Source organism: Nocardia sp. GCM10030253 (genome assembly GCF_042675075.1).
Taxonomy (GTDB): Bacteria; Actinomycetota; Actinomycetes; order Mycobacteriales; family Mycobacteriaceae; genus Nocardia.
Genome location: NZ_JBHTDL010000012.1, coordinates 210,308 through 229,299, shown reverse-complemented (window position 1 = coordinate 229,299; position 18,992 = coordinate 210,308). Strand labels below are relative to the sequence as shown.

Here is an 18,992-nt window from a genome sequence, read left to right as displayed (position 1 = left end):
GCCGCTATCGATGCGGTGTCGGGGCGGCGACGGCCGCGTGGACCGGCTGGCAATTCCATTGGGCTCCTCGTCATTGGGGAGTCGGATGGCGCGGATCGGGCGGTGACCGCGTATCGATCACCGCCCTCCGCAGGTCAACTCAGGTCCGGTCGACCTCGATGGTGATCCCCGCAGCCCGCAGCCGGTCGGTGAGTGCGTCACCCATCGCCGATGCCGGAGTGAGGATGCCAGCCAGTTCCGGCTGCTTGTCGCCGTCGAAGGCCAGGCACAGGCCGCTCTCGCCCAACATCACCGCAGTCGCCTGGTAGCCGGGGTCGCCGGTGCCTGCGAAGGTCGCGACATACTTGGCGCCCGAAGTGGTCCGCGCGAACGTCTTCATCGTGAACCAGCCACTGGTGCGGGCCTTTTCGCTCGGACCGGTGCCCGGCTTCGGCAGCATCTTGTCCAACAGCTTGCGGCCCGCCGACACCCGTGACAGCACCGCGCCCGCCGCCATGGTGGCCACGATGCCGCCCGCCATACCTGCCGCGACCAGCGGTGCCACCGGCGACTTGCCCGCGCTCATCACCTCGCGGTAGCGGAAGTTCTTGCCGTACACCCAGCCGAGCAGGCCATTGGTACGCCGCACGATTTTGGTGTTGTGCGCGCCCATGATGAACGTGGCAACCCAGCCGTCCAGGCTCGGGTCGATACTGCTTGCCCGCTGCAGCGCCTGATCGGACTGCCGACCCACATCCGGGTCCATCGACTTGTCGGGGCTCAGTGAGTACGGGTGTGACAGCACCGAACCCTTGGACGGGTCTGCGGCGATCGCCTCCATCATCGCGCGGCCGGAGTCGATGGTGCCGCCGCTTGCGCCGCCCTTGAGCCAGGCGATCAGCGTGGTCTCCTCCAGTTCGCCGGTGTTGTCCGCGACCGAGCGCTTGTAGAGCTGGTAAACGCTGATGTCCGACGGAATCGAGTCGTAGCCACAGGAATTCACGATCTTCGCGCCGGTTTCGGCGGCCTGGTCGTGGAATTGGTCGATCGCGTCCCTGATGAACAGCGGCTCGCCGGTGAGGTCGGCGTAGTGGGTGCCCGCCTTCGCACAGGCGGCCACCAGCGGCAGGCCGTAGCGCAGGTACGGTCCCACGGTGGTGACCACGACCGTGGTTCGCGCGGCCAGCGCGTCGAGTGCGGCCTGATCGGTGGAATCGGCGACCACCAATTCCCAGTTCGCCGCGGCCGGTCCCAGTTCCTCGCGCACCTTGGTCAGCTTGTCCAGCGAACGTCCGGCCAGCGCGATGCGCGCCGACTCGGGTGCGGCGCCCGCCAGGTACTGCGCGGTGAGCTTGCCGACGAAACCCGTTGCGCCGAAAAGCGTTAGGTCGAATTCTCGTTTGTCTGCCATCGTTACCTGCTCCCGATCAATGCGGTGAAATGCCTTGTGTCATGCCTTGTCCCGCACGGGCTTCTTTGCCCGTGCCCGTGACTTTTTCGGCGGTACCGGCGAACGCTCGGCGAGCCATTGGTGATGAAGCTTTCCGAGTTCGGTGACCGGAGGTTCGTCGTAGAGCCATTCGCGGGAGATGCGATGCCAGTTCGTGGTGCACTCCAGCTGGCCGAGCATGCCGAAGGTCAGGAAGTCGGCGCGGCGCGAGAAGAGGTGCTCCGGCGGCAGATTCTGCTGTTTCATCCCGGCGAATTCGCTGGCCCTCGGGTCGACCGCCAGCAGGAACGCGCCGCTGGCCAGCTCGGGGGTGATAGTCAGCTCTTCGTCGAGCAGACACCATTCCGACGCGGCGAGCACGTAATCCAGGCACTCCTCGGCGCCGATCTCCTCGGGTGAGTCGATCACGCCGCGCTCGATCATCAACTCCCGCAGGTCTTCCGCGCGATCCTCGGCGGCCGCGCGCAGACAGATCGTCTCGAATCGCACGTGCTCCGGATCCATCCGGTTGAACAGGCCGAAGTCCAGGAAGGCGACCCGGCCGTCGGTGGCAAGCAGCACGTTGCCGGGATGCGGATCGCCGCAGAACTCGTGGAAGGTGAACAGCGAGCCCACATAGAAGCGGTAGATGATCTCGCCGATCCGGTTGCGCTCGGCATCGGGCAGCTGGCGGATCGCCTCGAAGCCCATGCCCTCTATGTACTCGCTGACCAGCACTCTGGTGGTGCTGAGTTCCGGCAGTGAGCGCGGCACCACGATGAACGGATGCCCTGCGTAGAGTTCGGCGATCTGCAGCTGGGTGTTGGCCTCGGCCTGGTAGTCGAGCTCGCTCTCCATGTTCAGACGCAACTCGTCGAGTACGGCAGGGGTCACCCATGGCATCGCCGACTGCAGCACCCGGCGGAACATGGCGAGGTTCTTCAGGTCCGCGCGCACCGCCGCGTCGATGCCGGGGTACTGCACCTTCACCGCGACCTGCCGCCCGTCGTGCAGCGTGCCTCGATACACCTGGCCGATCGAGGCCGCCGCGATCGGCGTCGCCTCGAACTCGGCGAACACCCGATCGAGCGGTTGCCCGAAATCCTCCTCGATCACCTGGCGCATCGACTCGAACGAGACTGTCGGTGCGGCATTGCGCAGCACGGCAAGCCGCTTCTGGAAGCGTTCGCGGTGGTTTTCGGGCACCAGGTCAAGATCGAGCACCGACATCATCTGGCCGAGCTTCATGGCCACGCCCTTCATGGTCCCCAGGACCATGACCACCTGCTCGGTGGTGCGGATCATGGACTCCTCGGCCATCTTCGCCCGCACGGCATCGGACCTACCCCGCATCGATAACCGCGTGCGCTGCGTCCGGATGACCGAGCTGGCTGCGACCGCACCCAGCTTGGTGCCACGAGCAAGCCGAGAAGTCGGCACTTGCTTCGCCATCGAGGTACCTCCATTGGTGCCAACGCGCGGGGCGGTGACGCAGCCCACTCGGCGCACCGCTCGGGTTCAGACTAGCCAACGTTCCCGCAAAGTCGAGCGGCCTGGTGAACTTCAGCTAGCAGCCCAGCTAGCACCCGGTGGGTGTGCCCGAAGTCGGGCGATTGTTCAGTTTCCCGAGTCGGTATCGAGAGTCGGCAGCACATGCGACTGCGCGTTGAACACTTCGCGCGACCCGTTGGCCCGCGCCATCCCCTCGATCGCGCTCCACGCCATCATCGTGAGGTAGTCGATGACTTCTTCGCGGGACATGGACTTATTGGTGGTCCACCAGTGCGTGGCCAGCTGAATGCCGCCGACCAGCACATAGGACCACAGCAGGGCGCCTTCGGTTTCGATGCCCTTCTCGCCCGCGCGATCGGTGATCACCACGGAAACGACCTCGGCGAAGAGTTTCTCGAACTCCGCGAGCGAGGACTGGTCGGCCGAGCCGTTGCCCATGATGAAGCGGTAGACCTCGGGGTCCTCGTCGACGGTGCCGACGTAGGCCGAAAGGGCCGAGCGCACCAGCTGGTATTCGTCGGCGTCGAGGCTGATCGCGTCGTAGACCCGCGGCATCAGCGTGGTTTCGATGAACCGTTGCATGGTCGCGTGGACCAGATCGTTCTTATCGGAGAAGTACCGGTAGAGGACGGTTTTGGAGACGCCGATCTCGGCCGCGATCTCGTCCATGCCCGCATTGCTGCCCCGGGTGCGGATCGCCGCGAGGGTGCCGTCGACCAGCTCTTCACGCCGGTCGATCTTGTGCTGCCGCCACCGGCGCTTGCGTCCGTCCGTCCGGCCGGTGCGCACCGCCGCCGGTCGCTCGGCGCGCTCGCCGACGTCGACAAGGTCTTCGGTGGACAGCGTGAGCTCCCTCGTTCGTAGGGTTTCGGGCTTCGAGCCGTTGGGCTCCGTCGCCCCAAGCTTAGGTCCAGGCAACCGGTGAGATGTGCGTTTGGGTCGCTGATGCGGCAGGAACCACATATTTGCCGACCAGGACCGGGGAGTTGGGCGGGGTGTCGACACACGCCGCCCGCGCCACGCCGAGTCGGGCCGCGCGTCGGGCACAGCAGAATGGAGGCATGGAGAAAGCTCCCGGCAACATCGCGGTTCTCGATACGCGCAGCCAGCCTGCCGCAGCGGCACCCAGTTCCTTCGCGGCCTTCGTGGACGATGAAGGCAAACGGCGGGACCTGTTCCGGATGAAGGCGCTGGCCACCGGGCTGTTGGCCTTTGCGACGGTGATCTATCTGCTCTGCCGCTGGCTGGAATCGCGCGGTTCGGGCGGCGATTGGGTCGGCTATGTGCGCGCGGCTTCGGAGGCGGGCATGGTCGGTGCGCTTGCCGACTGGTTCGCGGTGACCGCGCTGTTCCGGCATCCGCTGGGTCTGCCGATTCCGCACACCGCGATCATCCGCAAGAAGAAGGATCAGCTCGGCGCCAGTCTCGGCTCCTTCGTCGGCTCGAATTTCCTTGCTCCGGACGTGGTTTCGGCGAAGGTGACCTCGGCGCAGGTCTCCTGGCGGGTCGGGCGCTGGATGGCCGACCCCGGCCATGCCGCCCGGGTGGCCGAGGAGAGTTCGACCATCCTGCGTGCGGTGGTCGGGGTGCTGCGCGACGAGGACGTCGAGCAGATCATCGACAACACGATCGTCAAACGGATCGCCGAGCCGCTGTGGGGTCCGCCGATCGGCAGAGTGCTCGCCGAACTGCTTGCCGATAACCGGCAGCTGCCGCTGCTGGACATGCTTGCCGAGCGCGCGCATCAGTGGGCTTTGGGTAGCCAGGAGACGATCGACCGGATCGTTTTGCGTGACGCACCGCAATGGGCCCCGAAATTCGTAAACATTCTGCTTTCAGAAAAGATCTACCGGGAACTCGTCGAGTTCACCTGGAAGGTCCGTTCGAACCCCGAACACGAGGTACGCCTAGCGGCGAATCGATTCCTCGAGGAATTCGCCTATGACCTTCAACACGACGACGCGATGATCAAGAAGGCCGAGCGGATCAAGGCGCAGGTCATGGGTCGCGAGGAAATCACCGGCATGGCCGAGGCGACCTGGCGTGCGGCCAAGCGGCTGATATTGGAATCGGCGGATGATCCCAGCAGTACGCTGCGTAGGAAGGTGGCCGAGAACGTGCAGCAGCTCGGCGAGCGGCTGCGCGACGACGACGAGATGCGCGCAAAAGTAGATGGATGGATCGACCGAGGCGCACGGTATCTGGTGGGAAACTATGCGGGGGAGATCGCGACCCTGGTCACCGACACGGTAGCCAGGTGGGATGCTGAGGAAGCTAGCAAGAAGATCGAATTGCAGGTTGGGCGCGATCTGCAATTCATTCGCATCAACGGAACGGTGGTCGGATCGCTGGCAGGGCTCGCGATCTACACAATTTCTCAGCTGCTGTTCCACGGCTGAGCGTAGAGCGCCGAATGTTTGCTGGAAGAGTGCTTACAGAGTGCTTGCAATAGCTAGCACCCTCGCTTAGAATTGAACCGTACAACCGCCAGAAGGTGAGTGATGGCAGACCAGCCCGAGGTTTCCGCCAAGTACAACGACAGTTCGGCCGAGCAATCGGCAGGGGTCGGAGAAAAGGCGGCCCGCGTCGTGAACGCGGCGCACGACATCGGAGGCTTCATCAGGGCACAGCGAGAGGCCGCGCAAGTCTCGCTGCGTCAACTCGCCACCCTTGCGGGAGTGAGCAATCCGTACCTCAGTCAGATCGAGCGCGGATTGCGCAATCCGTCCGCCGAGGTACTCGCGCAGATCGCCAAGGCACTGCGAGTGTCTTCGGAGGTGTTGTACGTACGGGCTGGCTATCTCGAGCAGCGGCCGCACAGTCCGGTCCGGGATGCCCTGCTTGCCGATACGTGGATCAGCGAACGGCAAAAGCAGGTCCTGCTGGAAATCTATGAATCGTTTCGCCGCGAAAACGGAGGGGACGAGTCAGGGGGGGATCAATGGGACAGCGAAGTTCCGCGCACGACAACCGACACTCCGCCACGCCAGGAGACTGAAGAATGACCGATAAGAACCAGTCCACCAAACCACTGTTCGCCACCGTCGGCGCTGGTGACGCGGTCTATGCCGCCGTTATCGACGCTGTCACCCAGGTGCGTGAGCGTGCCGCCACCGCCGATGTGACCGGCCGTGTCGAAGAGGCCCGTGAGCGCTTCGCCAACGTGCCCGCCGATGTGCAGGCCCAGTTCGAGACGCTGCGCGAGCGGCTGGCCGGGCTGCCCTCGGAGCTGCCGGAGGACCTCGCCGAGCTGCGCGAGAAGTTCACCCCCGAGGAGCTGCGCACGCTCGCCGAGAAGTACTACGCCAAGGTCATCGACCTGTACTCGGACCTGGCCGTTCGCGGCGAGGAGACCGTCGAGCGGCTGCGCGCCAACCACCTGGTCGAGGATCAGATCGAGCGCGTGGAATCCCTCTATACCGACGCTGTCACCCGCGCGGAGGACGTGCTCGGCAAGGTCAACGACCTGCTCGGCCGCCCGGTCAAGGACGAGGAAGAGGTCGCGGCCGAGCCGGTCGTCGAGGCCGAGGTGCTGACGGTGACCACCGAGTCCGAGCCCGCCCCTGCCGAGGAGACTGTTGTCGCGAAGGCTCCCGCCAAGAAGGCTCCCGCCAAGAAGGCGCCGGCCAAGAAGGCTGCTCCCAAGAAGGTCTAATCGCTTGACCCGCACGACCAACGGCCCCGCACACCTCTCGTGTGTGGGGTCGTTGCTCCTATGATGGGTGGGGTGAATATGGCGCACGATTTGACCGGCATGATCTTGTTCGTGCTGCGGCTGGTGGCACTCGGCGCGACGATCTTCGCGTTGATTCACGCTATTCGTCAGCGTCCCGACGCGTTCACCGCTGTGGACAAGCTAACCAAGCCGATCTGGACCGCCATCCTCGCCGCGGCATTGTTGTTCCTGCTGCTCTCGCTGACGGTCACCAGTCTGCTCGCGCTCATCGCGATCATCGCGACCGGCATCTATCTGGCCGATGTGCGGCCGAAGGTAGATGAGATTCAGCGCGGTCCGCGCTGGTAGGGCGGAATCCGGCATAACATTCTGAGTGCTAGCTCTAGCTAGCAGCGCGCATCGGGGTTACTGTATCGAGCAGTAACACAAAGGAGTGTCCGATGCGTGCAATGTTGCCGTCTGCGTTGGCGAGCCTCCCGGAACAGGTCCGGGGCCTGCTAGACGTTCACCGTGCGAACCTGCGGAACCGTACCTATGCGACCGCGGCGCTGAACCCGCCGACCGTCCCGCATCAGGTCGTCCCCGTGACTACCGCCGATGGCGCCCGGCTGCGTGTGCACGCATACGGACCGGCCGACGGCCAGGTGATCGTGCTCGTGCACGGCTGGACCTGCGCCATCGAATACTGGAACGCCCAGATCAACGCGTTCGCAGGCGAATATCGCGTGATCGCATACGACCAGCGCGGGCACGGTGAAAGCGAGTTCGGCTCCAGCCCGCTGACCACTGACCTGCTCGCCGACGATCTGGCCGCTGTCCTCGCGGCCACCCTGCGTCCCGGTCAACAGGCCGTGCTCGTCGGGCACAGCCTCGGCGGGATGACACTGCAGGCTTGGGCCGGACGTTACCCAGAGCGGGTCGCCGAGCAGGCACTCGCGGTGCTGCTGACCAACACCGCCCCCGGTCAGCTGATCGCGGAGACCACCGTCGTGCCGCTGTTCAACCGCCCGCTGCCGCTGCTGAAGCTGCGAATCCCGTTGCCGTTCTTCATCGGTCGACGCGGGCTCGGCACACCCATCGGGTTCCCGCCGCTGGCTCCGGTGCGCTGGGGCTTCGCCAGGCAGATCATGAGCCTCGCCGCCACCGACGACGAAATCGCATTCAGCATGGCCATCGTGCGATCCTGCCCAGCGCGGGTCCGCGCCGAATTCGGCATCCTGCTGGCCGAGATGAACCTGGGCGAATCGGCGCGGAACCTGGTGGTGCCGACGACGGTGCTCGCGGGCTCACTCGATGACATGACCCCACCGGTGCACTCCGAACGGATCGTCCAAATGCTCAGCGAGACCGGCAGTCTGGCCCGCTACGAGGTACTGAAGACCGGCCATCTCGGCAACGCCGAGGCCTACGAGCGCTTCAACCAGGAACTCACCCGAGTCCTGGAATCGGTACGCCAGCCAGTAGAAGCCGTCGGCTGACCCGCCACCAACACCCACGGCAGTGAAATGGCGGCCACGTTCCAGCGGGGCGTGGTCAGGAGAAGACGACTGTGCGGCGGCCGTGGACTAGGACTCGGCCTTCTAGATGCCAGCGGAGGCCTCGGGCCAGGACTACGCGTTCGATGTCGCGGCCTTGTCTGACCATGTCGCGGACCTCGTCGACGTGGTCGATGCGGATTACGTCCTGTTCGATGATCGGGCCCGCGTCCAGTTCTGCTGTCACGTAGTGGCAGGTTGCGCCGATCAGTTTGACGCCGCGGGCGAAGGCTTGGTGGTAGGGGCGGGCGCCGACGAACGACGGTAGGAAGCTGTGGTGGATATTGATCGCCCGGCCCGCCCAGTGCTCGGTCAGCTCGGGCGGAAGGACCTGCATGAACCGGGCGAGCACAACCGCGTGCGGGTCGTGCGAGTCGACCAGCGCCCGCACCTCCTCGAATGCCGGGCCGCGCTCGGCCGGATCCTTCGGGAACGGCACGTAGTGGAACTTGACCCCGTGTGCCGCGGTCATGCCTGCCAGATCGGGATGGTTGCCGATCACCGCCTCGATGGTGGCGGGCAGCTCACCGCTCGCGGCCCGGCCGAGCAGATCGTGCAGGCAGTGCCCGTCCTTGCTGACCAGCAGCACCGCGCGCCGCCGCTCCCCGGAATCGAGCAGCTGCCATTCCGTCTCCGGCCCAAGCTCGGCGGCCACACCCGCGAAGCGATCCCGCAGTTCCGCGATCCCGAACGGCACCGTCGAAGCCTTGATCGCCTGCCGGGTGAAAAACCACCCGGTGTCGACGTCCGAGTGGTAACCGGCCTCCACGATCGACCCGCCGAACTCGGCGATGAACGAGGTGATTCGGGCGATGATGCCCGGACGGTCCGGGCAGCCGAGGCTGAGCACGAAACGGCGGTCGTCGAGAGCGGATGGAGCGGAACTCATCGGTACATCCTCCCAGGTCGGCTGTGCCTGATTTGCCGCACCTATGGGTGACGGGATCGCGCTCCCCGGTCCGGGTTCGTCTCAGAGTTCATAAAACGGCTCGGCGTAATGGAATTCGCCGACTATCTGAGATTCGTACGCGGTCAGCGGGCGGACCTGGAAGTGGGAAACCCAGGTCGGTTCGTCGGGCGTGATACCGAGACGGGCGGCGGGGGTGAAGCCGAATTGGGGGTAGTAGTCGAGGCTGCCGAGCAGGGCGACCAGGGGTTCGTCGAGGGCATCGGCCGCGCCGAGTGCGGCGTGCATGAGGGCCGCGCCGACGCCGTTGCCCTGATGTTCGGGGACGACGCCGATCGGGCCGAGGGCGAGGACCGGAAATGGGCCGACGGCCGCGCGGGTGAGGCAGACGTGGCCGATGACCCTGTCGTGCTCGATCGCCACGAAGGACAGGGTGGGGATCCAGCCTTCATCGCTGCGGAGGCGGGCGACCAGATCGACCTCGGGCGGCTCCACAGCGCCGTCGTCGGCGGTTTTGCCGGTCATCTCGAGAATGTCGGCATCGGCGAGGGTGTACCGCGCATCGCCGTTCGCGTACTGCGGTCCGAACGCACTGCGATGGACCGCCGCGATGGCAGCGGCATCATCGGCGTGTTCGCGTCGGATCAGCACGGTGTCTTCTCCTCCTGAACGAGTAGGGCCATCCGTACATGCTCCTGCGACGGTGGCCGACTCGTGCACAGCCACCGACACTAACGAGTGTGCGCGAAGGTCCCGAGGCTCGCAATGTAATTCGCCACCGGTGTGCCAGACTCTCACCCCATGGCAAATTCCACGTCGCTGACCCGGGCCGAAGTGGCCGCCATGATCGACCACACCCTGCTGGCGCCCGAGGCGACGACCGCCGATGTCGACGCGCTCATCGTCGAGGCGCGTACGCTCGGCGTATACGCGGTCTGCGTGTCGCCGTCCATGCTGCCGGTGCGCGCACCCGGCGTGGTGATCGCGACGGTTGCCGGATTCCCTTCCGGCAAACATCATTCGCTGGTCAAGGGCGCGGAGGCGCGCCTTGCCGTCGAGCACGGCGCGGCCGAGGTGGACATGGTCATCGATGTCGGTGCGGCGCTGGCCGGCGACTACAACGCGGTACTGACCGACATCGTCACGGTACGTGAGGCGATGGGCGATCGCGCGGTCCTCAAGGTGATCATCGAGTCGGCGGCGTTGCCCGATGCCGCGATCGTCGAGGTCTGCCGGGCCGCCGAGCGCGCGGGCGCGAACTTTGTGAAGACCTCCACCGGATTCCACGCTGCGGGCGGGGCGAGCGTGCACGCGGTCGCGCTGATGGCAGACACCGTGGGTGGGCGGCTCGGCGTCAAAGCGAGCGGTGGGATTCGTAGCTCCGAAGCCGCCGCGGAACTCATCGCCGCGGGCGCGACCCGTCTCGGTTTGTCCAAATCCCGTGCGGTGCTCGAGGGTTTCCCCGCCTGAGGATCAGCAGCGGGTAGCGTTGGGGTCGGCCGTCAGCTCGGTACGTCCGCCCGCGAGCTTTACCACGATGCCGTCGTCGGTCACCTTGATGTCGGTCGGCTTCAGGCCGAGTGGGTAGCTCTGCAGGCTCTGGCTGAAGACATCGACGATCCCTTGCACCAGATCCGTGGGCAGGCCCATGCCGAGCAGCTCTGCCGACATCGTGTTCACCTCCACCACCCCGTTGCGCACCTGCGGTTGCACCTGCAGCTGCGCGAGACCGCCGAGCACGTCCAGGGTCAGCATCCCGCTGCTCGTCGAGGAGCGAACACCGCTGACCAAGCCGCCCAGCGTCTGCTCGATGCCATCGTTGTTCCAGGTGACATCGGCCGACGAGCTGTCGACGCTACCGCCGCCCTGGCCGCCGTCCTCGAGCTCGATGCCGTTGAAGCGCGCGTGCACCACCATGCCGACGGCCGGACCGAACTTGGAGTCGTCGCTGTCCACCGTCACCTCGGAGACCTTGCCGTCGATCCAGGTGATCAGCATCGGCTTCCAGCCGAAGCCGACATCGATCTTCGAGCCCATCTCTTTCTCGAATTGCGAGCTGATGCAGCTCGAGACCTTATGTCTGGCATATGCCTCACCGCCGACCAGCGCACCGATGAGCAGCGTCGCGACCACGACGAGGGCGATCACCAGGGTGCGCCGGTTCGTCGTCACAGTGGCAGGAGGCTTCTGACTCATGACGCCGATTCTTCCCGACTTTTCTGTGTTCGCTCTGAGGGCGCGGTGAGGGCTTCGATTGTGACATGTGACACAAGTTTCGAGCGTAGCCTGGTGGCCATGGCTGGCGATGCGGCGGCCCGCGCACTGAATTCCGCGGAGCATGGATGGCGGGTGTTGCGGCGCCTGGCCGGTCGCCATGCCGGATTCTTCACCACAAGGCAGGTGCTGCGCACCGGTTGTGAGGCGCGCGTGCGGGCGGCGCTCGCCGACGGGTCGGTGACGCGCGCCGGGGTCGGTTTGCTGCGGCTGACCGATTGTCGAGCGGGACCGCTCGACGAATACGCCATGTGGGCGGCCTGGTTCGACGGTGCTGCCGCGGTGTCGCATCAGAGCGCGGCGGAACTGCACGGGCTCGGTCGACTGCGGCCACGATTCCTGCATCTGTCGGTCGCCGCCGGGCGTCCGCCGGTGACGCCGCGCCTGGTGGTGCTGCGCCGTCCCTTGATCGCCGCCGATGTCGAATCGGCGGGCTCGTTCCTGGTGACGACGCCGGTTCGGACAGTGCTGGATCTGGCGGAGGCGGATATCGGACAGACCGCCTTGGACGAGGTGGTCGGCGACGCGGTCGCTATCCATCGATGTGCGCGCGACGAAATCCGTTCGGCCAGTGTGCGTCTGCCGCCGCGTGCGGCCGCCCGGCTGTATCGGGCCCTCACCGGCGTGTGAGTCACGCGGTGCGCGGGTTCGATGTGATTCGGTCCGGCTATGAATTCCCCCGTCGTCCGGTTTTGCCCGGCGCGCAATCGTGGCAGGGTGACTGATCATGGGGACGGTAGGTCAGAGTAAATGGGATCTCGTCTTCCCCTCCGGCGCTCCCGAGCGGATCGGCGACATGTTCGCCACCGCCGTGGTAGCCGACGCGGTCCGCGGGTATGACGCGGATCTCGCACAATCGGTGGAGACCTGCCGGGACTGGCATTGCTCGTACCGCACGATGTTTCGCGGGCTGACCGCGCTAGCTGCCAGCTCGCCCGCGGCTTCGGTGGGCATCGCGACCGAGGGGCTGCGTTCCGCGCGCAATCTGCTGCGCTTCGTCACCGGATCTACCGTCGCGCCGCTACGCAGCGTCGATGTGGAAACGGTCGCCGAGCCCGGCACGCTCGATACCGTCCGGGTCGAGGGCACTGCGAAACCGTCTGCTCGACTCGAAGTCCCGTATCGCGAGACCGTGTTGACCGAGGAGTCGTTGCAGCGCCAGCTGACGGAATGGCGTCGTGGCGGCATCGTGGAACCGGGTTTCGCCGCTGCGGTGGAGCGGGTGATCGACCATCCTGAATGGTTGTCCCTGCCTGGCTTTCGGGTCATCGTCGCCGGGGCGGCGGCCGAACTCGGCCCGCTGCGCCCGCTGTTGCGGTGGGGCGCTGACGTGCTCGCCATCGATCTGCCGGGACCGGAACGCTGGCAGGAACTTTCGCGGATCGCCGAGGCAAGCGCCGGGCTGCTGCGGTATCCGATCACCATCGGTCCCGGCGCCGACATCACCAGGCAGTTCCCGGCGCTGGTGCACTGGATCCGGGCGCACCTCGGTGCGGATGCGCGGCCGGTGTTCGGCCTGTACGCGAATGCCAGCGGGCCCTCCGGAGTGCGGCTCGTCACCGCGATGGATGTGCTGGTCGAGGACCTGCTCGACCACAGGCCGGACGCGGCCCTCGCGGTTCTCGGGTCGCCTAACGACTGCTACGCCGTACCCGAGGAGGTTGTCGCGCAGGCGCATGCGAGACTGCGCGGCACGGGGCAGAATCTGCTGCGCCTGCTGTCCGCGTCGACGCTGTATCGGCCGAACTATCGCACCACGATCACCGACCATCTCGGCGCGATCTGGAGCGTCGCGGATGCGCTCATTCCAGCCGATGGCCCGAATCATGTACTGGCCCAGCGGATCCTGCGTTGGCGCGCGGTGCTCGCGCACACCGCGGGCCGGACGGTCTCCTACACCGTGGCGCCACCGGCTTTGACCGGTGCGGTACGGGCCCAGCCTTCGCTGGCGGCGGCATATCGCAGCGCGCACCGATTCGGCATCGAGGTCTTCGAACCCGGTACGGCGCGTGCCCTGCTCGCGGCGAAGCTGGTTGCCGACCTGATGGCACCGCCTGCCGCACCGGACAACGTGAATCCGGAGAGTCTGTTCGCGGTGGGCGCCGCACACGGCGGCCTCTGGCGTCAGCCCTTCGAGCCGCATTCGATCCTGCCGATGGCGGCGGTAGAGGGCTCGGTCGCGACGGCGGTGGATTCGGTCGCAGCGGCGGTGGATTCGGTCGCAGCGGCGACGGGCTACGTTCGCTCGCTGTTCGGCGCAACAGCCGACCACGGCACCGAGAGCACGCAGTCGCGCATGCGGCGGCGGTAGGGCCGCACCGGGAAACCCTCCTGCCGCAACGACTCTGCCGCGGCCCGCCAGCGGACCCGCGGCCCGAACGGTGCGTGCGGCGCGGCGCGGGCCCAGGCACGGTCGGCGGCGGTGAGCAGGGCGTGGATCGGTTCGCCGGGAATGTTGCGGTGGATCAAGGCCTTCGGGAGTCGCTCGGCGATGTCGGAGGGGCGCTCGACGGTGAACGGGTCCCACGCCAGGGTGAGCGACAGCGGTCCGGTCCGATCGAGCAGCACCCAGGCGCAGCGGCGGCCGAGTTCATCGCAGGTGCCGTCGACAAGCAAGCCATCCGGAGCGATGCCCGACAGGATGGTCGTCCACGCGTCGGGTACCGCCGATTCCGGGTATTGCCGCAGTACGTTGAACGCGCGCACCAAAACCGGCCGCAGCCCGGCCAATTCGAAGCCGCCACGGGCGAAGGTGACGCCGTCGCGGCCGGGCACCACGCGTTCCGGATCGATCTCCAGACCGACCACCCGCACGTCGGCGCGAACGGTCCGCAGCCGACTCGCCAACTCCAGCGTGGTCCATGGGCTCGCACCGTAACCGAGGTCGACGACGAGCGGATCCGTGGCGGCCCGCAGGCGCCCACGGACCAGGTCATCGTGGATCAGCCGGCGGTCACTGCGCCGCAACCGGTTGACGCCGGTGGTACCGCGGGTGATGGTGCCGACCGGTTTGGTCAGCTGGTCGGATTCTGTTCTTCGAGCCACCGCACGGTCTCTTCGGCCTCGGCACGGAACAGGTCCACCAGGTTCACCAGCATGAGCTGTTCGAGCCGTGGACCGACCATGGGAATGAACACTTTTGCCTCCGAGGAGAACCGCGTGGTGCAGCCGGTGTCGGTGGGGAACAGGCGGATGGTGCCGCCGAGGCTGCCGGGGCCCGCGGGGATGGACGCCGAGTACTTGCCGACGACCTCATCCTCGTTGAAAGGGCCGTAGCTCTCTTTGCGGGTGATCACCATGTCCTTGCGCATCACCGCCTGGGCAATCTCCGGCAGCATCTCGCGCGGCAGGATGTGGTGCAGCACGATCTCGATCCCCGAGTCGCTCACCTCGTGGCGCACGACTTCGTTCTCCGAGTACTTTCGCATCTCGGTGACCCGCGCCTCCCAGTAGTCGCGGTTCGACAGTGCCGCGTACAGCTCTTTGGTGGTGTGCAGCGGGTAGCGGGCTGAATAGTCCAGTCGGCGAGCCATGAGGGGTTACGTTACCGGGACCTGTTGTCACGCCATCGCTCGGCGGTAAGTGTGGAGAGCCGCCACAATCGGCACGCCACCGTACCCGGACGTTGCCCAGTTCGCGCTGGTGGCCGCTCGCTCACGGCCGAGATCGAAGTCTTCGGTAAGACTTGCGAAGTGAGTGGGACGTGGCAGGCGTGGGGCGGGGTTGTCGTGGCGGCGCTTGCCGTACTACCGGTCGCGGGCCTGGTCGCCTGGTGGCTGGCACGGCGGCGCGGTTTCTGGCGCACTGCGCTCTGTGATGTCGGCATGGTGGTCGGCACGGTGCCGTGGCTGTGGATGATTCTCACGCCTGTCGGTTCGGGTCGCTCGGTGAACCCGGTGCCGTTGCATGACTTGGCCGAGCAGATCACCGACGACCGCGTTATCGAGCAACTCGGCGGAAACCTGCTTGTCTTCGCGGCTCTCGGGTTCTTGCTACCGGTGCGCTTTGCCTGGTTCGCTGATCCGTGGCGACTGCTGATGGTTGGCGCGATCCTGTCGGGCGTCGTGGAGATTCTGCAGTTCGCTCTAGGGATCGGTCGTCATTCCTCGATCGACGACGTACTCGTCAACGCGGTCGGCGCGCTGCTGGCCGGACTGCTGTCGCACCGCTGGTGGCAGCCGAGCAGAATCAGCGCTGGGCGAGCCAGTTGTTGGTGAACTCTTCTTCCGAGGCCAACAGCTCGGTGAGGCGCTCGGCGATCGCGGCCTCGATCTTGCTGCCGAACAGCGGGATCTTCACCTCGATGCTGCCGGTGACCGTGCCGACCGAGCCGGTGCCGTCGGCGGCGAGGGCGATATTGCCGCGGACCTCGGCGGGGGCGCCGTCGACGCGGGCCTCGAAGGTCGCGGAATCGCCGGTCCAGTTTTCGACGCGCGGGATGATCAGATCGCCGGGGCGCACCGCGGTGATGGCGGCGGGCAGCAGCTCGGCGGCGATTGCCTGCACCATTTCGGCGCGGACCTGGTCACCTTCGACGGTGACCGAATCGAGCCGGGCATTCGGGCCACCCACCTCGGCGATGCGGTCCTTCCAGTACTGCTCGTCAGCGATCGCCGCGCGCACGGCCGCGACCGGATGCGAATAGCGGGCCGTGTACGCCAGGGGTGTAGCCATGTTCGAACACGCTACCGTCTGGCTGTGCGAACTTCACGGGTGGTGTCGTCGGATCAGCTGCGCGAGCTGCTGGCCGACACCGGTGCGCTGCTGCGCGAATCGGTCCGGCTTGCGGAACTGACCACGCTGCGGGTCGGCGGGCCCGCGACGGTCGCCGAATGCGTGACGACCGAGTCGCTGGTGGCGACGGTGCGCGCGCTGGACACGGCCGAAATTCCGGTGCTGCTGCTCGCCGGCGGCTCCAATCTGCTGATCGGTGATGACGGCTTCGACGGCGTCGTGGTCCGGGTGTCGACCGAGGATGTCGAGATCGGTGAGGACGGTGTGATCGCCGAGGCGGGCGCGAACTGGGACGCGGTGGTCGCGGCGACGGTGGCGGCCGGGCTGGGCGGTCTGGAGTGCCTTTCCGGCATTCCGGGTTCGGCGGGCGCGACCCCGGTGCAGAACGTCGGCGCCTACGGCGTCGAGGTAGAGCGCCTGCTGCGCCGGGTGCGGCTGATGGATCGCGCCACCGGTGAGATCCGCTGGGTCGAGCCGGGTGAGCTCGGTTTCGGATACCGGACCAGCGTGCTCAAACACCGTGACGACGCGATGGTGCTCGCTGTCGATTACGCGCTCGACCCCGATGGCTCCAGCGCGCCACTGCGCTACGGCGAACTGGCGGTCGCGCTCGGCGCCACCAACGGTGAATCCCGGCCAGCGGCCGAGGTGCGGGCGGCGGTGCTGCGGCTGCGGGCGGGCAAGGGCATGGTGCTCGACCCGGCCGATCACGACACCTGGAGCGCGGGTTCCTTCTTCACCAACCCGGTCGTTTCCGAGGCCAGGGTGGGAGAGGTGCGGGCCGCCATCACCGCCCATGTGGGAGAGATCACGATCCCGACCTATCCGGCGCCGGGCGGGGTCAAATTCTCCGCGGGCTGGCTCATCGAGCGGGCCGGCTTCGCCAAGGGCTTCCCCGGCCCGGCCGCCCCGGCGCGGCTGTCCACAAAACACACGCTCGCACTGACAAACCGCGGCGACGCCACGGCCGCGGACCTGGTCTCGCTGGCCCGTACGGTTCGTGACGGAGTGGCGGAGCGATTCGGGATCCGACTGGAGCCGGAACCGGTCACCGTGGGGGTCACGCTCTAACAGGATGAAATGGACACCACATTCTTCGCTAGCCGATCGAGCGATTCCTCCGGCGTAAATTCGAAGAAGTGAGCAACCGTCCAGTCATCCGAAGACCGGCCGCTGCCGTGTCGGCAGTGCTTCTCGTCGTGGTCGCCCTGGTGGCCGGATGTGGCGGCAAGAGCGACTCCGCGCGCGACTCCGGTCCCGTCGCGAAAGTCACCCTGGCCCCGGCCGCCGATACCGACAACGTCAACCCGACCGCGCCGATCTCGGTCACCGTCGCCGACGGCATCATCGACCAGATCGCGCTGACCAATGCCAAGGGCAAGCAGGTCACCGGCGAACTCGCGGCCGACAAGCGCAGCTACCGGATCACCGAGGCGCTCGGCTACGACGCGAGCTACACCTGGTCGGGCACGGCGATCGGTACGGATCACAAGCCGGTCCCCATCGACGGAACCTTCAGCACGCTTGTGCCGAAAAGCACTGTCCCGGCGACTCTCAACATCGCCGACAACCAGGAAGTCGGCATCGCCGCGCCGATCATCTTGCAGTTCAAGGCTTCCGTGCAGAACAAGGCCGCGGTGGAGAAGGCGCTCACTGTCACCACCAATCCGCCCACCGAGGGCGCCTGGGCCTGGTTCCCCGACGACAACGGCGGCTCGCGCCTACATTGGCGGCCGAAGAACTACTGGGCGCCCGGCACCACCGTGCACGTCGCGGCCAAGCTCTACGGACTCGACCTCGGCGGCGGCAACTACGGATATACCGATCTCACTTCGGATTTCCGCATCGGCCGCAGTCAGATCGTGAAGGCCAACGCGCCGAGCCACCGCATGCAGGTGGTGCGAGACGGCCAAGTGATCTTCGACTTCCCGGTCAGCTACGGCGAGGGCAATGAGCCACGCAACGTTACTCGCTCCGGTGTGCACGTGGTCACCGAGAAATACGAAGACTTCATGATGTCGAATCCGCCGTTCTACACCAACGTTCGCGAACGCTGGGCGGTACGCATTTCCAATAACGGCGAATTCATCCACGCGAACCCGGAATCGCTCTCGGCGCAGGGATTGTCGAACGTCACCAACGGCTGCATCAATCTTTCTCCGAGTGACGCGCAGGCGTACTTCCCGACCGCGCTCTACGGCGATCCGGTCGAGGTTACCGGTACGTCGATCCAGATGTCCGCCGCCGATGGCGATCTCTACGACTGGACGATCGACTGGAATACCTGGAAGGGCTTGTCCGCGTTGGACGACTCCGATGCGCCCGGCATCTCCGCCACCCCGGTCGCACCCGGGCCGCCGCGCTAGTCCGCGACAGGCGATCTCGGACAGATCCGCCCCCGTTCGGAAACCGAACGGGGGCGGATCGTGTTGGGCGCCAGGTGGTTACCGGTTCGCATCGGCTTTCTCGGGTTCCACATTCGCCTTCTCGAGCGCGATGGCCTCCTCGACGGTGTCGAGGTTGCGCTTGGCGAGCAGGTCGCGGATTTCGATGAGCAGTTCGGTCTCGGTCGGCTCGGCCGCCTTGGTGGTGCCGAAGCGGTTCGTGAGCGTCTTCATCGGCACCATCAGTACGAAGTACAGCACCGCGGCGACCATCATGAAATCGATGAGCGCGGTGATGATCGGTCCGACCGCGATGAAGGTGGCCGGCTTGCCCGGCCACCAATTGGACACCGAGTCCGAGCTCGTTGGTCTTTCCGAAAACGGCAAGCAAGGGATTGATGATGCCCTTGGTCACCGCTGTCACCACCGCGGTGAACGCGGTGCCCATGACCACCGCGACAGCAAGGTCGATGACATTCCCGCGCATCAGGAAATCTTTGAAACCCTTGAGCATGAGCCGAGCAACTCCGATCTGGTGTATTCGAATTTCAAATCCCAGATG

Annotated in this window: 20 protein-coding genes and 1 pseudogene; 11 read left to right on the top strand and 10 right to left on the bottom strand. The window is 66.3% G+C overall.

All coding sequences use genetic code 11. The features are described from left to right. Positions 1 to 139 precede the first annotated feature (139 nt). The 3 genes from ACFQZZ_RS27370 to ACFQZZ_RS27360 form a co-directional block, all read right to left on the bottom strand. A complete protein-coding gene (locus ACFQZZ_RS27370) occupies positions 140 to 1,390 on the bottom strand; it encodes a saccharopine dehydrogenase family protein (protein ID WP_378686484.1) in 1,251 nt (416 codons plus the stop codon). 39 nt (positions 1,391 to 1,429) lie between these two features. Then, entirely contained in the window at positions 1,430 to 2,860 is a 1,431-nt protein-coding gene (locus ACFQZZ_RS27365) for an ABC1 kinase family protein (protein ID WP_378686483.1), read from the bottom strand. Positions 2,861 to 3,025: 165 nt separating this feature from the next. Further along, positions 3,026 to 3,709: a TetR/AcrR family transcriptional regulator gene (locus ACFQZZ_RS27360; RefSeq protein WP_378687125.1), complete on the bottom strand. Its 684-nt coding sequence runs from the start codon at positions 3,707 to 3,709 to the stop codon at positions 3,026 to 3,028. A 272-nt stretch (positions 3,710 to 3,981) separates the two neighbouring features. On the opposite strand from ACFQZZ_RS27360, the gene ACFQZZ_RS27355 reads away from it, so the two are divergent. The 5 genes from ACFQZZ_RS27355 (at position 3,982) to ACFQZZ_RS27335 (ending at position 8,074) form a co-directional block, all read left to right on the top strand. Continuing rightward, positions 3,982 to 5,319: a DUF445 domain-containing protein gene (locus ACFQZZ_RS27355; protein WP_378686481.1), complete on the top strand. Its 1,338-nt coding sequence runs from the start codon at positions 3,982 to 3,984 to the stop codon at positions 5,317 to 5,319. 102 nt (positions 5,320 to 5,421) lie between these two features. Continuing rightward, positions 5,422 to 5,925, top strand: a complete 504-nt coding sequence (locus tag ACFQZZ_RS27350; RefSeq protein ID WP_378686479.1) for a helix-turn-helix domain-containing protein — start codon at positions 5,422 to 5,424, stop codon at positions 5,923 to 5,925. Continuing rightward, a complete protein-coding gene (locus ACFQZZ_RS27345) occupies positions 5,922 to 6,575 on the top strand; it encodes a heparin-binding hemagglutinin (protein ID WP_378686478.1) in 654 nt (217 codons plus the stop codon). Before ACFQZZ_RS27350 ends, ACFQZZ_RS27345 begins: the two co-directional genes overlap by 4 nt. Before the next feature lie 78 nt (positions 6,576 to 6,653). Beyond that, on the top strand, positions 6,654 to 6,944 hold the full coding sequence (locus ACFQZZ_RS27340; RefSeq protein WP_378687124.1) for a DUF2516 family protein: 291 nt from the start codon (positions 6,654 to 6,656) through the stop codon (positions 6,942 to 6,944). A 92-nt stretch (positions 6,945 to 7,036) separates the two neighbouring features. After that, positions 7,037 to 8,074 carry an alpha/beta fold hydrolase gene (locus ACFQZZ_RS27335; protein WP_378686476.1) on the top strand — a complete coding sequence of 346 codons (1,038 nt, stop codon included), beginning with the start codon at positions 7,037 to 7,039 and terminating at the stop codon, positions 8,072 to 8,074. A gap of 55 nt (positions 8,075 to 8,129) precedes the next feature. Here ACFQZZ_RS27335 and purU read toward each other — a convergent pair whose 3' ends face one another. Further along, positions 8,130 to 9,020 carry a formyltetrahydrofolate deformylase gene (purU, locus tag ACFQZZ_RS27330; protein WP_378686474.1) on the bottom strand — a complete coding sequence of 297 codons (891 nt, stop codon included), beginning with the start codon at positions 9,018 to 9,020 and terminating at the stop codon, positions 8,130 to 8,132. A gap of 81 nt (positions 9,021 to 9,101) precedes the next feature. Next, positions 9,102 to 9,689, bottom strand: a complete 588-nt coding sequence (locus tag ACFQZZ_RS27325) for a GNAT family N-acetyltransferase (RefSeq protein WP_378686472.1) — start codon at positions 9,687 to 9,689, stop codon at positions 9,102 to 9,104. 150 nt (positions 9,690 to 9,839) lie between these two features. Between ACFQZZ_RS27325 and deoC the strand changes: the two genes are divergently transcribed. Next, positions 9,840 to 10,508 carry a deoxyribose-phosphate aldolase gene (gene deoC / locus ACFQZZ_RS27320; RefSeq protein ID WP_378686470.1) on the top strand — a complete coding sequence of 223 codons (669 nt, stop codon included), beginning with the start codon at positions 9,840 to 9,842 and terminating at the stop codon, positions 10,506 to 10,508. 3 nt (positions 10,509 to 10,511) lie between these two features. On the opposite strand, the gene ACFQZZ_RS27315 is transcribed toward deoC, so the two are convergent. Then, positions 10,512 to 11,234, bottom strand: coding sequence for a DUF2993 domain-containing protein (locus ACFQZZ_RS27315; protein WP_378686468.1), 723 nt, complete (start codon positions 11,232 to 11,234; stop codon positions 10,512 to 10,514). Positions 11,235 to 11,333: 99 nt separating this feature from the next. Between ACFQZZ_RS27315 and ACFQZZ_RS27310 the strand changes: the two genes are divergently transcribed. Then, positions 11,334 to 11,942 carry a hypothetical protein gene (locus tag ACFQZZ_RS27310; RefSeq protein WP_378686466.1) on the top strand — a complete coding sequence of 203 codons (609 nt, stop codon included), beginning with the start codon at positions 11,334 to 11,336 and terminating at the stop codon, positions 11,940 to 11,942. Positions 11,943 to 12,039: 97 nt separating this feature from the next. Next, the gene (locus ACFQZZ_RS27305; RefSeq protein WP_378686464.1) at positions 12,040 to 13,623 is read left to right on the top strand and encodes a hypothetical protein; all 1,584 of its coding nucleotides are present in this window, start codon (positions 12,040 to 12,042) and stop codon (positions 13,621 to 13,623) included. On the opposite strand, the gene ACFQZZ_RS27300 is transcribed toward ACFQZZ_RS27305, so the two are convergent. Together ACFQZZ_RS27300 and ACFQZZ_RS27295 are read right to left on the bottom strand one after the other, a co-directional pair. Then, positions 13,548 to 14,357, bottom strand: coding sequence for a class I SAM-dependent methyltransferase (locus ACFQZZ_RS27300; RefSeq protein WP_378686462.1), 810 nt, complete (start codon positions 14,355 to 14,357; stop codon positions 13,548 to 13,550). The two genes, ACFQZZ_RS27305 and ACFQZZ_RS27300, sit on opposite strands and share 76 nt — an antisense overlap. Next, the gene (locus tag ACFQZZ_RS27295; RefSeq protein ID WP_378686460.1) at positions 14,327 to 14,845 is read right to left on the bottom strand and encodes a DUF2505 domain-containing protein; all 519 of its coding nucleotides are present in this window, start codon (positions 14,843 to 14,845) and stop codon (positions 14,327 to 14,329) included. Before ACFQZZ_RS27295 ends, ACFQZZ_RS27300 begins: the two co-directional genes overlap by 31 nt. Positions 14,846 to 15,004: 159 nt before the next feature. On the opposite strand from ACFQZZ_RS27295, the gene ACFQZZ_RS27290 reads away from it, so the two are divergent. Then, complete coding sequence (locus ACFQZZ_RS27290; RefSeq protein WP_378686458.1) at positions 15,005 to 15,529, top strand: VanZ family protein; 525 nt, start codon at positions 15,005 to 15,007, stop codon at positions 15,527 to 15,529. On the opposite strand, the gene ACFQZZ_RS27285 is transcribed toward ACFQZZ_RS27290, so the two are convergent. Beyond that, positions 15,501 to 15,986: a DUF2505 domain-containing protein gene (locus ACFQZZ_RS27285; protein ID WP_378686456.1), complete on the bottom strand. Its 486-nt coding sequence runs from the start codon at positions 15,984 to 15,986 to the stop codon at positions 15,501 to 15,503. The genes ACFQZZ_RS27290 and ACFQZZ_RS27285 overlap by 29 nt on opposite strands. A 90-nt stretch (positions 15,987 to 16,076) precedes the next feature. On the opposite strand from ACFQZZ_RS27285, the gene ACFQZZ_RS27280 reads away from it, so the two are divergent. Together ACFQZZ_RS27280 and ACFQZZ_RS27275 are read left to right on the top strand one after the other, a co-directional pair. Beyond that, positions 16,077 to 17,117, top strand: a complete 1,041-nt coding sequence (locus ACFQZZ_RS27280) for a UDP-N-acetylmuramate dehydrogenase (protein WP_378687122.1) — start codon at positions 16,077 to 16,079, stop codon at positions 17,115 to 17,117. 68 nt (positions 17,118 to 17,185) lie between these two features. Further along, on the top strand, positions 17,186 to 18,412 hold the full coding sequence (locus ACFQZZ_RS27275) for an Ig-like domain-containing protein (protein WP_378686454.1): 1,227 nt from the start codon (positions 17,186 to 17,188) through the stop codon (positions 18,410 to 18,412). 78 nt (positions 18,413 to 18,490) lie between these two features. Here the strand turns inward: ACFQZZ_RS27275 and mscL are convergent. Then, positions 18,491 to 18,944: pseudogene (gene mscL / locus ACFQZZ_RS27270) on the bottom strand (large conductance mechanosensitive channel protein MscL). Between the last annotated feature and the right edge of the window lie 48 nt (positions 18,945 to 18,992).

What these genes read in the sequence shown, in the direction of transcription:
- ACFQZZ_RS27370 (WP_378686484.1), bottom strand. Translation starts at nt 1,390, where the DNA reads ATGGCAGACAAACGAGAATTCGACCTAACGCTTTTCGGCGCAACGGGT.
- ACFQZZ_RS27365 (WP_378686483.1), bottom strand. Translation starts at nt 2,860, where the DNA reads ATGGCGAAGCAAGTGCCGACTTCTCGGCTTGCTCGTGGCACCAAGCTG.
- ACFQZZ_RS27355 (WP_378686481.1), top strand. Translation starts at nt 3,982, where the DNA reads ATGGAGAAAGCTCCCGGCAACATCGCGGTTCTCGATACGCGCAGCCAG.
- ACFQZZ_RS27350 (WP_378686479.1), top strand. Translation starts at nt 5,422, where the DNA reads ATGGCAGACCAGCCCGAGGTTTCCGCCAAGTACAACGACAGTTCGGCC.
- ACFQZZ_RS27345 (WP_378686478.1), top strand. Translation starts at nt 5,922, where the DNA reads ATGACCGATAAGAACCAGTCCACCAAACCACTGTTCGCCACCGTCGGC.
- ACFQZZ_RS27340 (WP_378687124.1), top strand. Translation starts at nt 6,654, where the DNA reads ATGGCGCACGATTTGACCGGCATGATCTTGTTCGTGCTGCGGCTGGTG.
- ACFQZZ_RS27335 (WP_378686476.1), top strand. Translation starts at nt 7,037, where the DNA reads ATGCGTGCAATGTTGCCGTCTGCGTTGGCGAGCCTCCCGGAACAGGTC.
- purU (WP_378686474.1), bottom strand. Translation starts at nt 9,020, where the DNA reads ATGAGTTCCGCTCCATCCGCTCTCGACGACCGCCGTTTCGTGCTCAGC.
- deoC (WP_378686470.1), top strand. Translation starts at nt 9,840, where the DNA reads ATGGCAAATTCCACGTCGCTGACCCGGGCCGAAGTGGCCGCCATGATC.
- ACFQZZ_RS27315 (WP_378686468.1), bottom strand. Translation starts at nt 11,234, where the DNA reads ATGAGTCAGAAGCCTCCTGCCACTGTGACGACGAACCGGCGCACCCTG.
- ACFQZZ_RS27310 (WP_378686466.1), top strand. Translation starts at nt 11,334, where the DNA reads ATGGCTGGCGATGCGGCGGCCCGCGCACTGAATTCCGCGGAGCATGGA.
- ACFQZZ_RS27305 (WP_378686464.1), top strand. Translation starts at nt 12,040, where the DNA reads ATGGGGACGGTAGGTCAGAGTAAATGGGATCTCGTCTTCCCCTCCGGC.
- ACFQZZ_RS27295 (WP_378686460.1), bottom strand. Translation starts at nt 14,845, where the DNA reads ATGGCTCGCCGACTGGACTATTCAGCCCGCTACCCGCTGCACACCACC.
- ACFQZZ_RS27285 (WP_378686456.1), bottom strand. Translation starts at nt 15,986, where the DNA reads ATGGCTACACCCCTGGCGTACACGGCCCGCTATTCGCATCCGGTCGCG.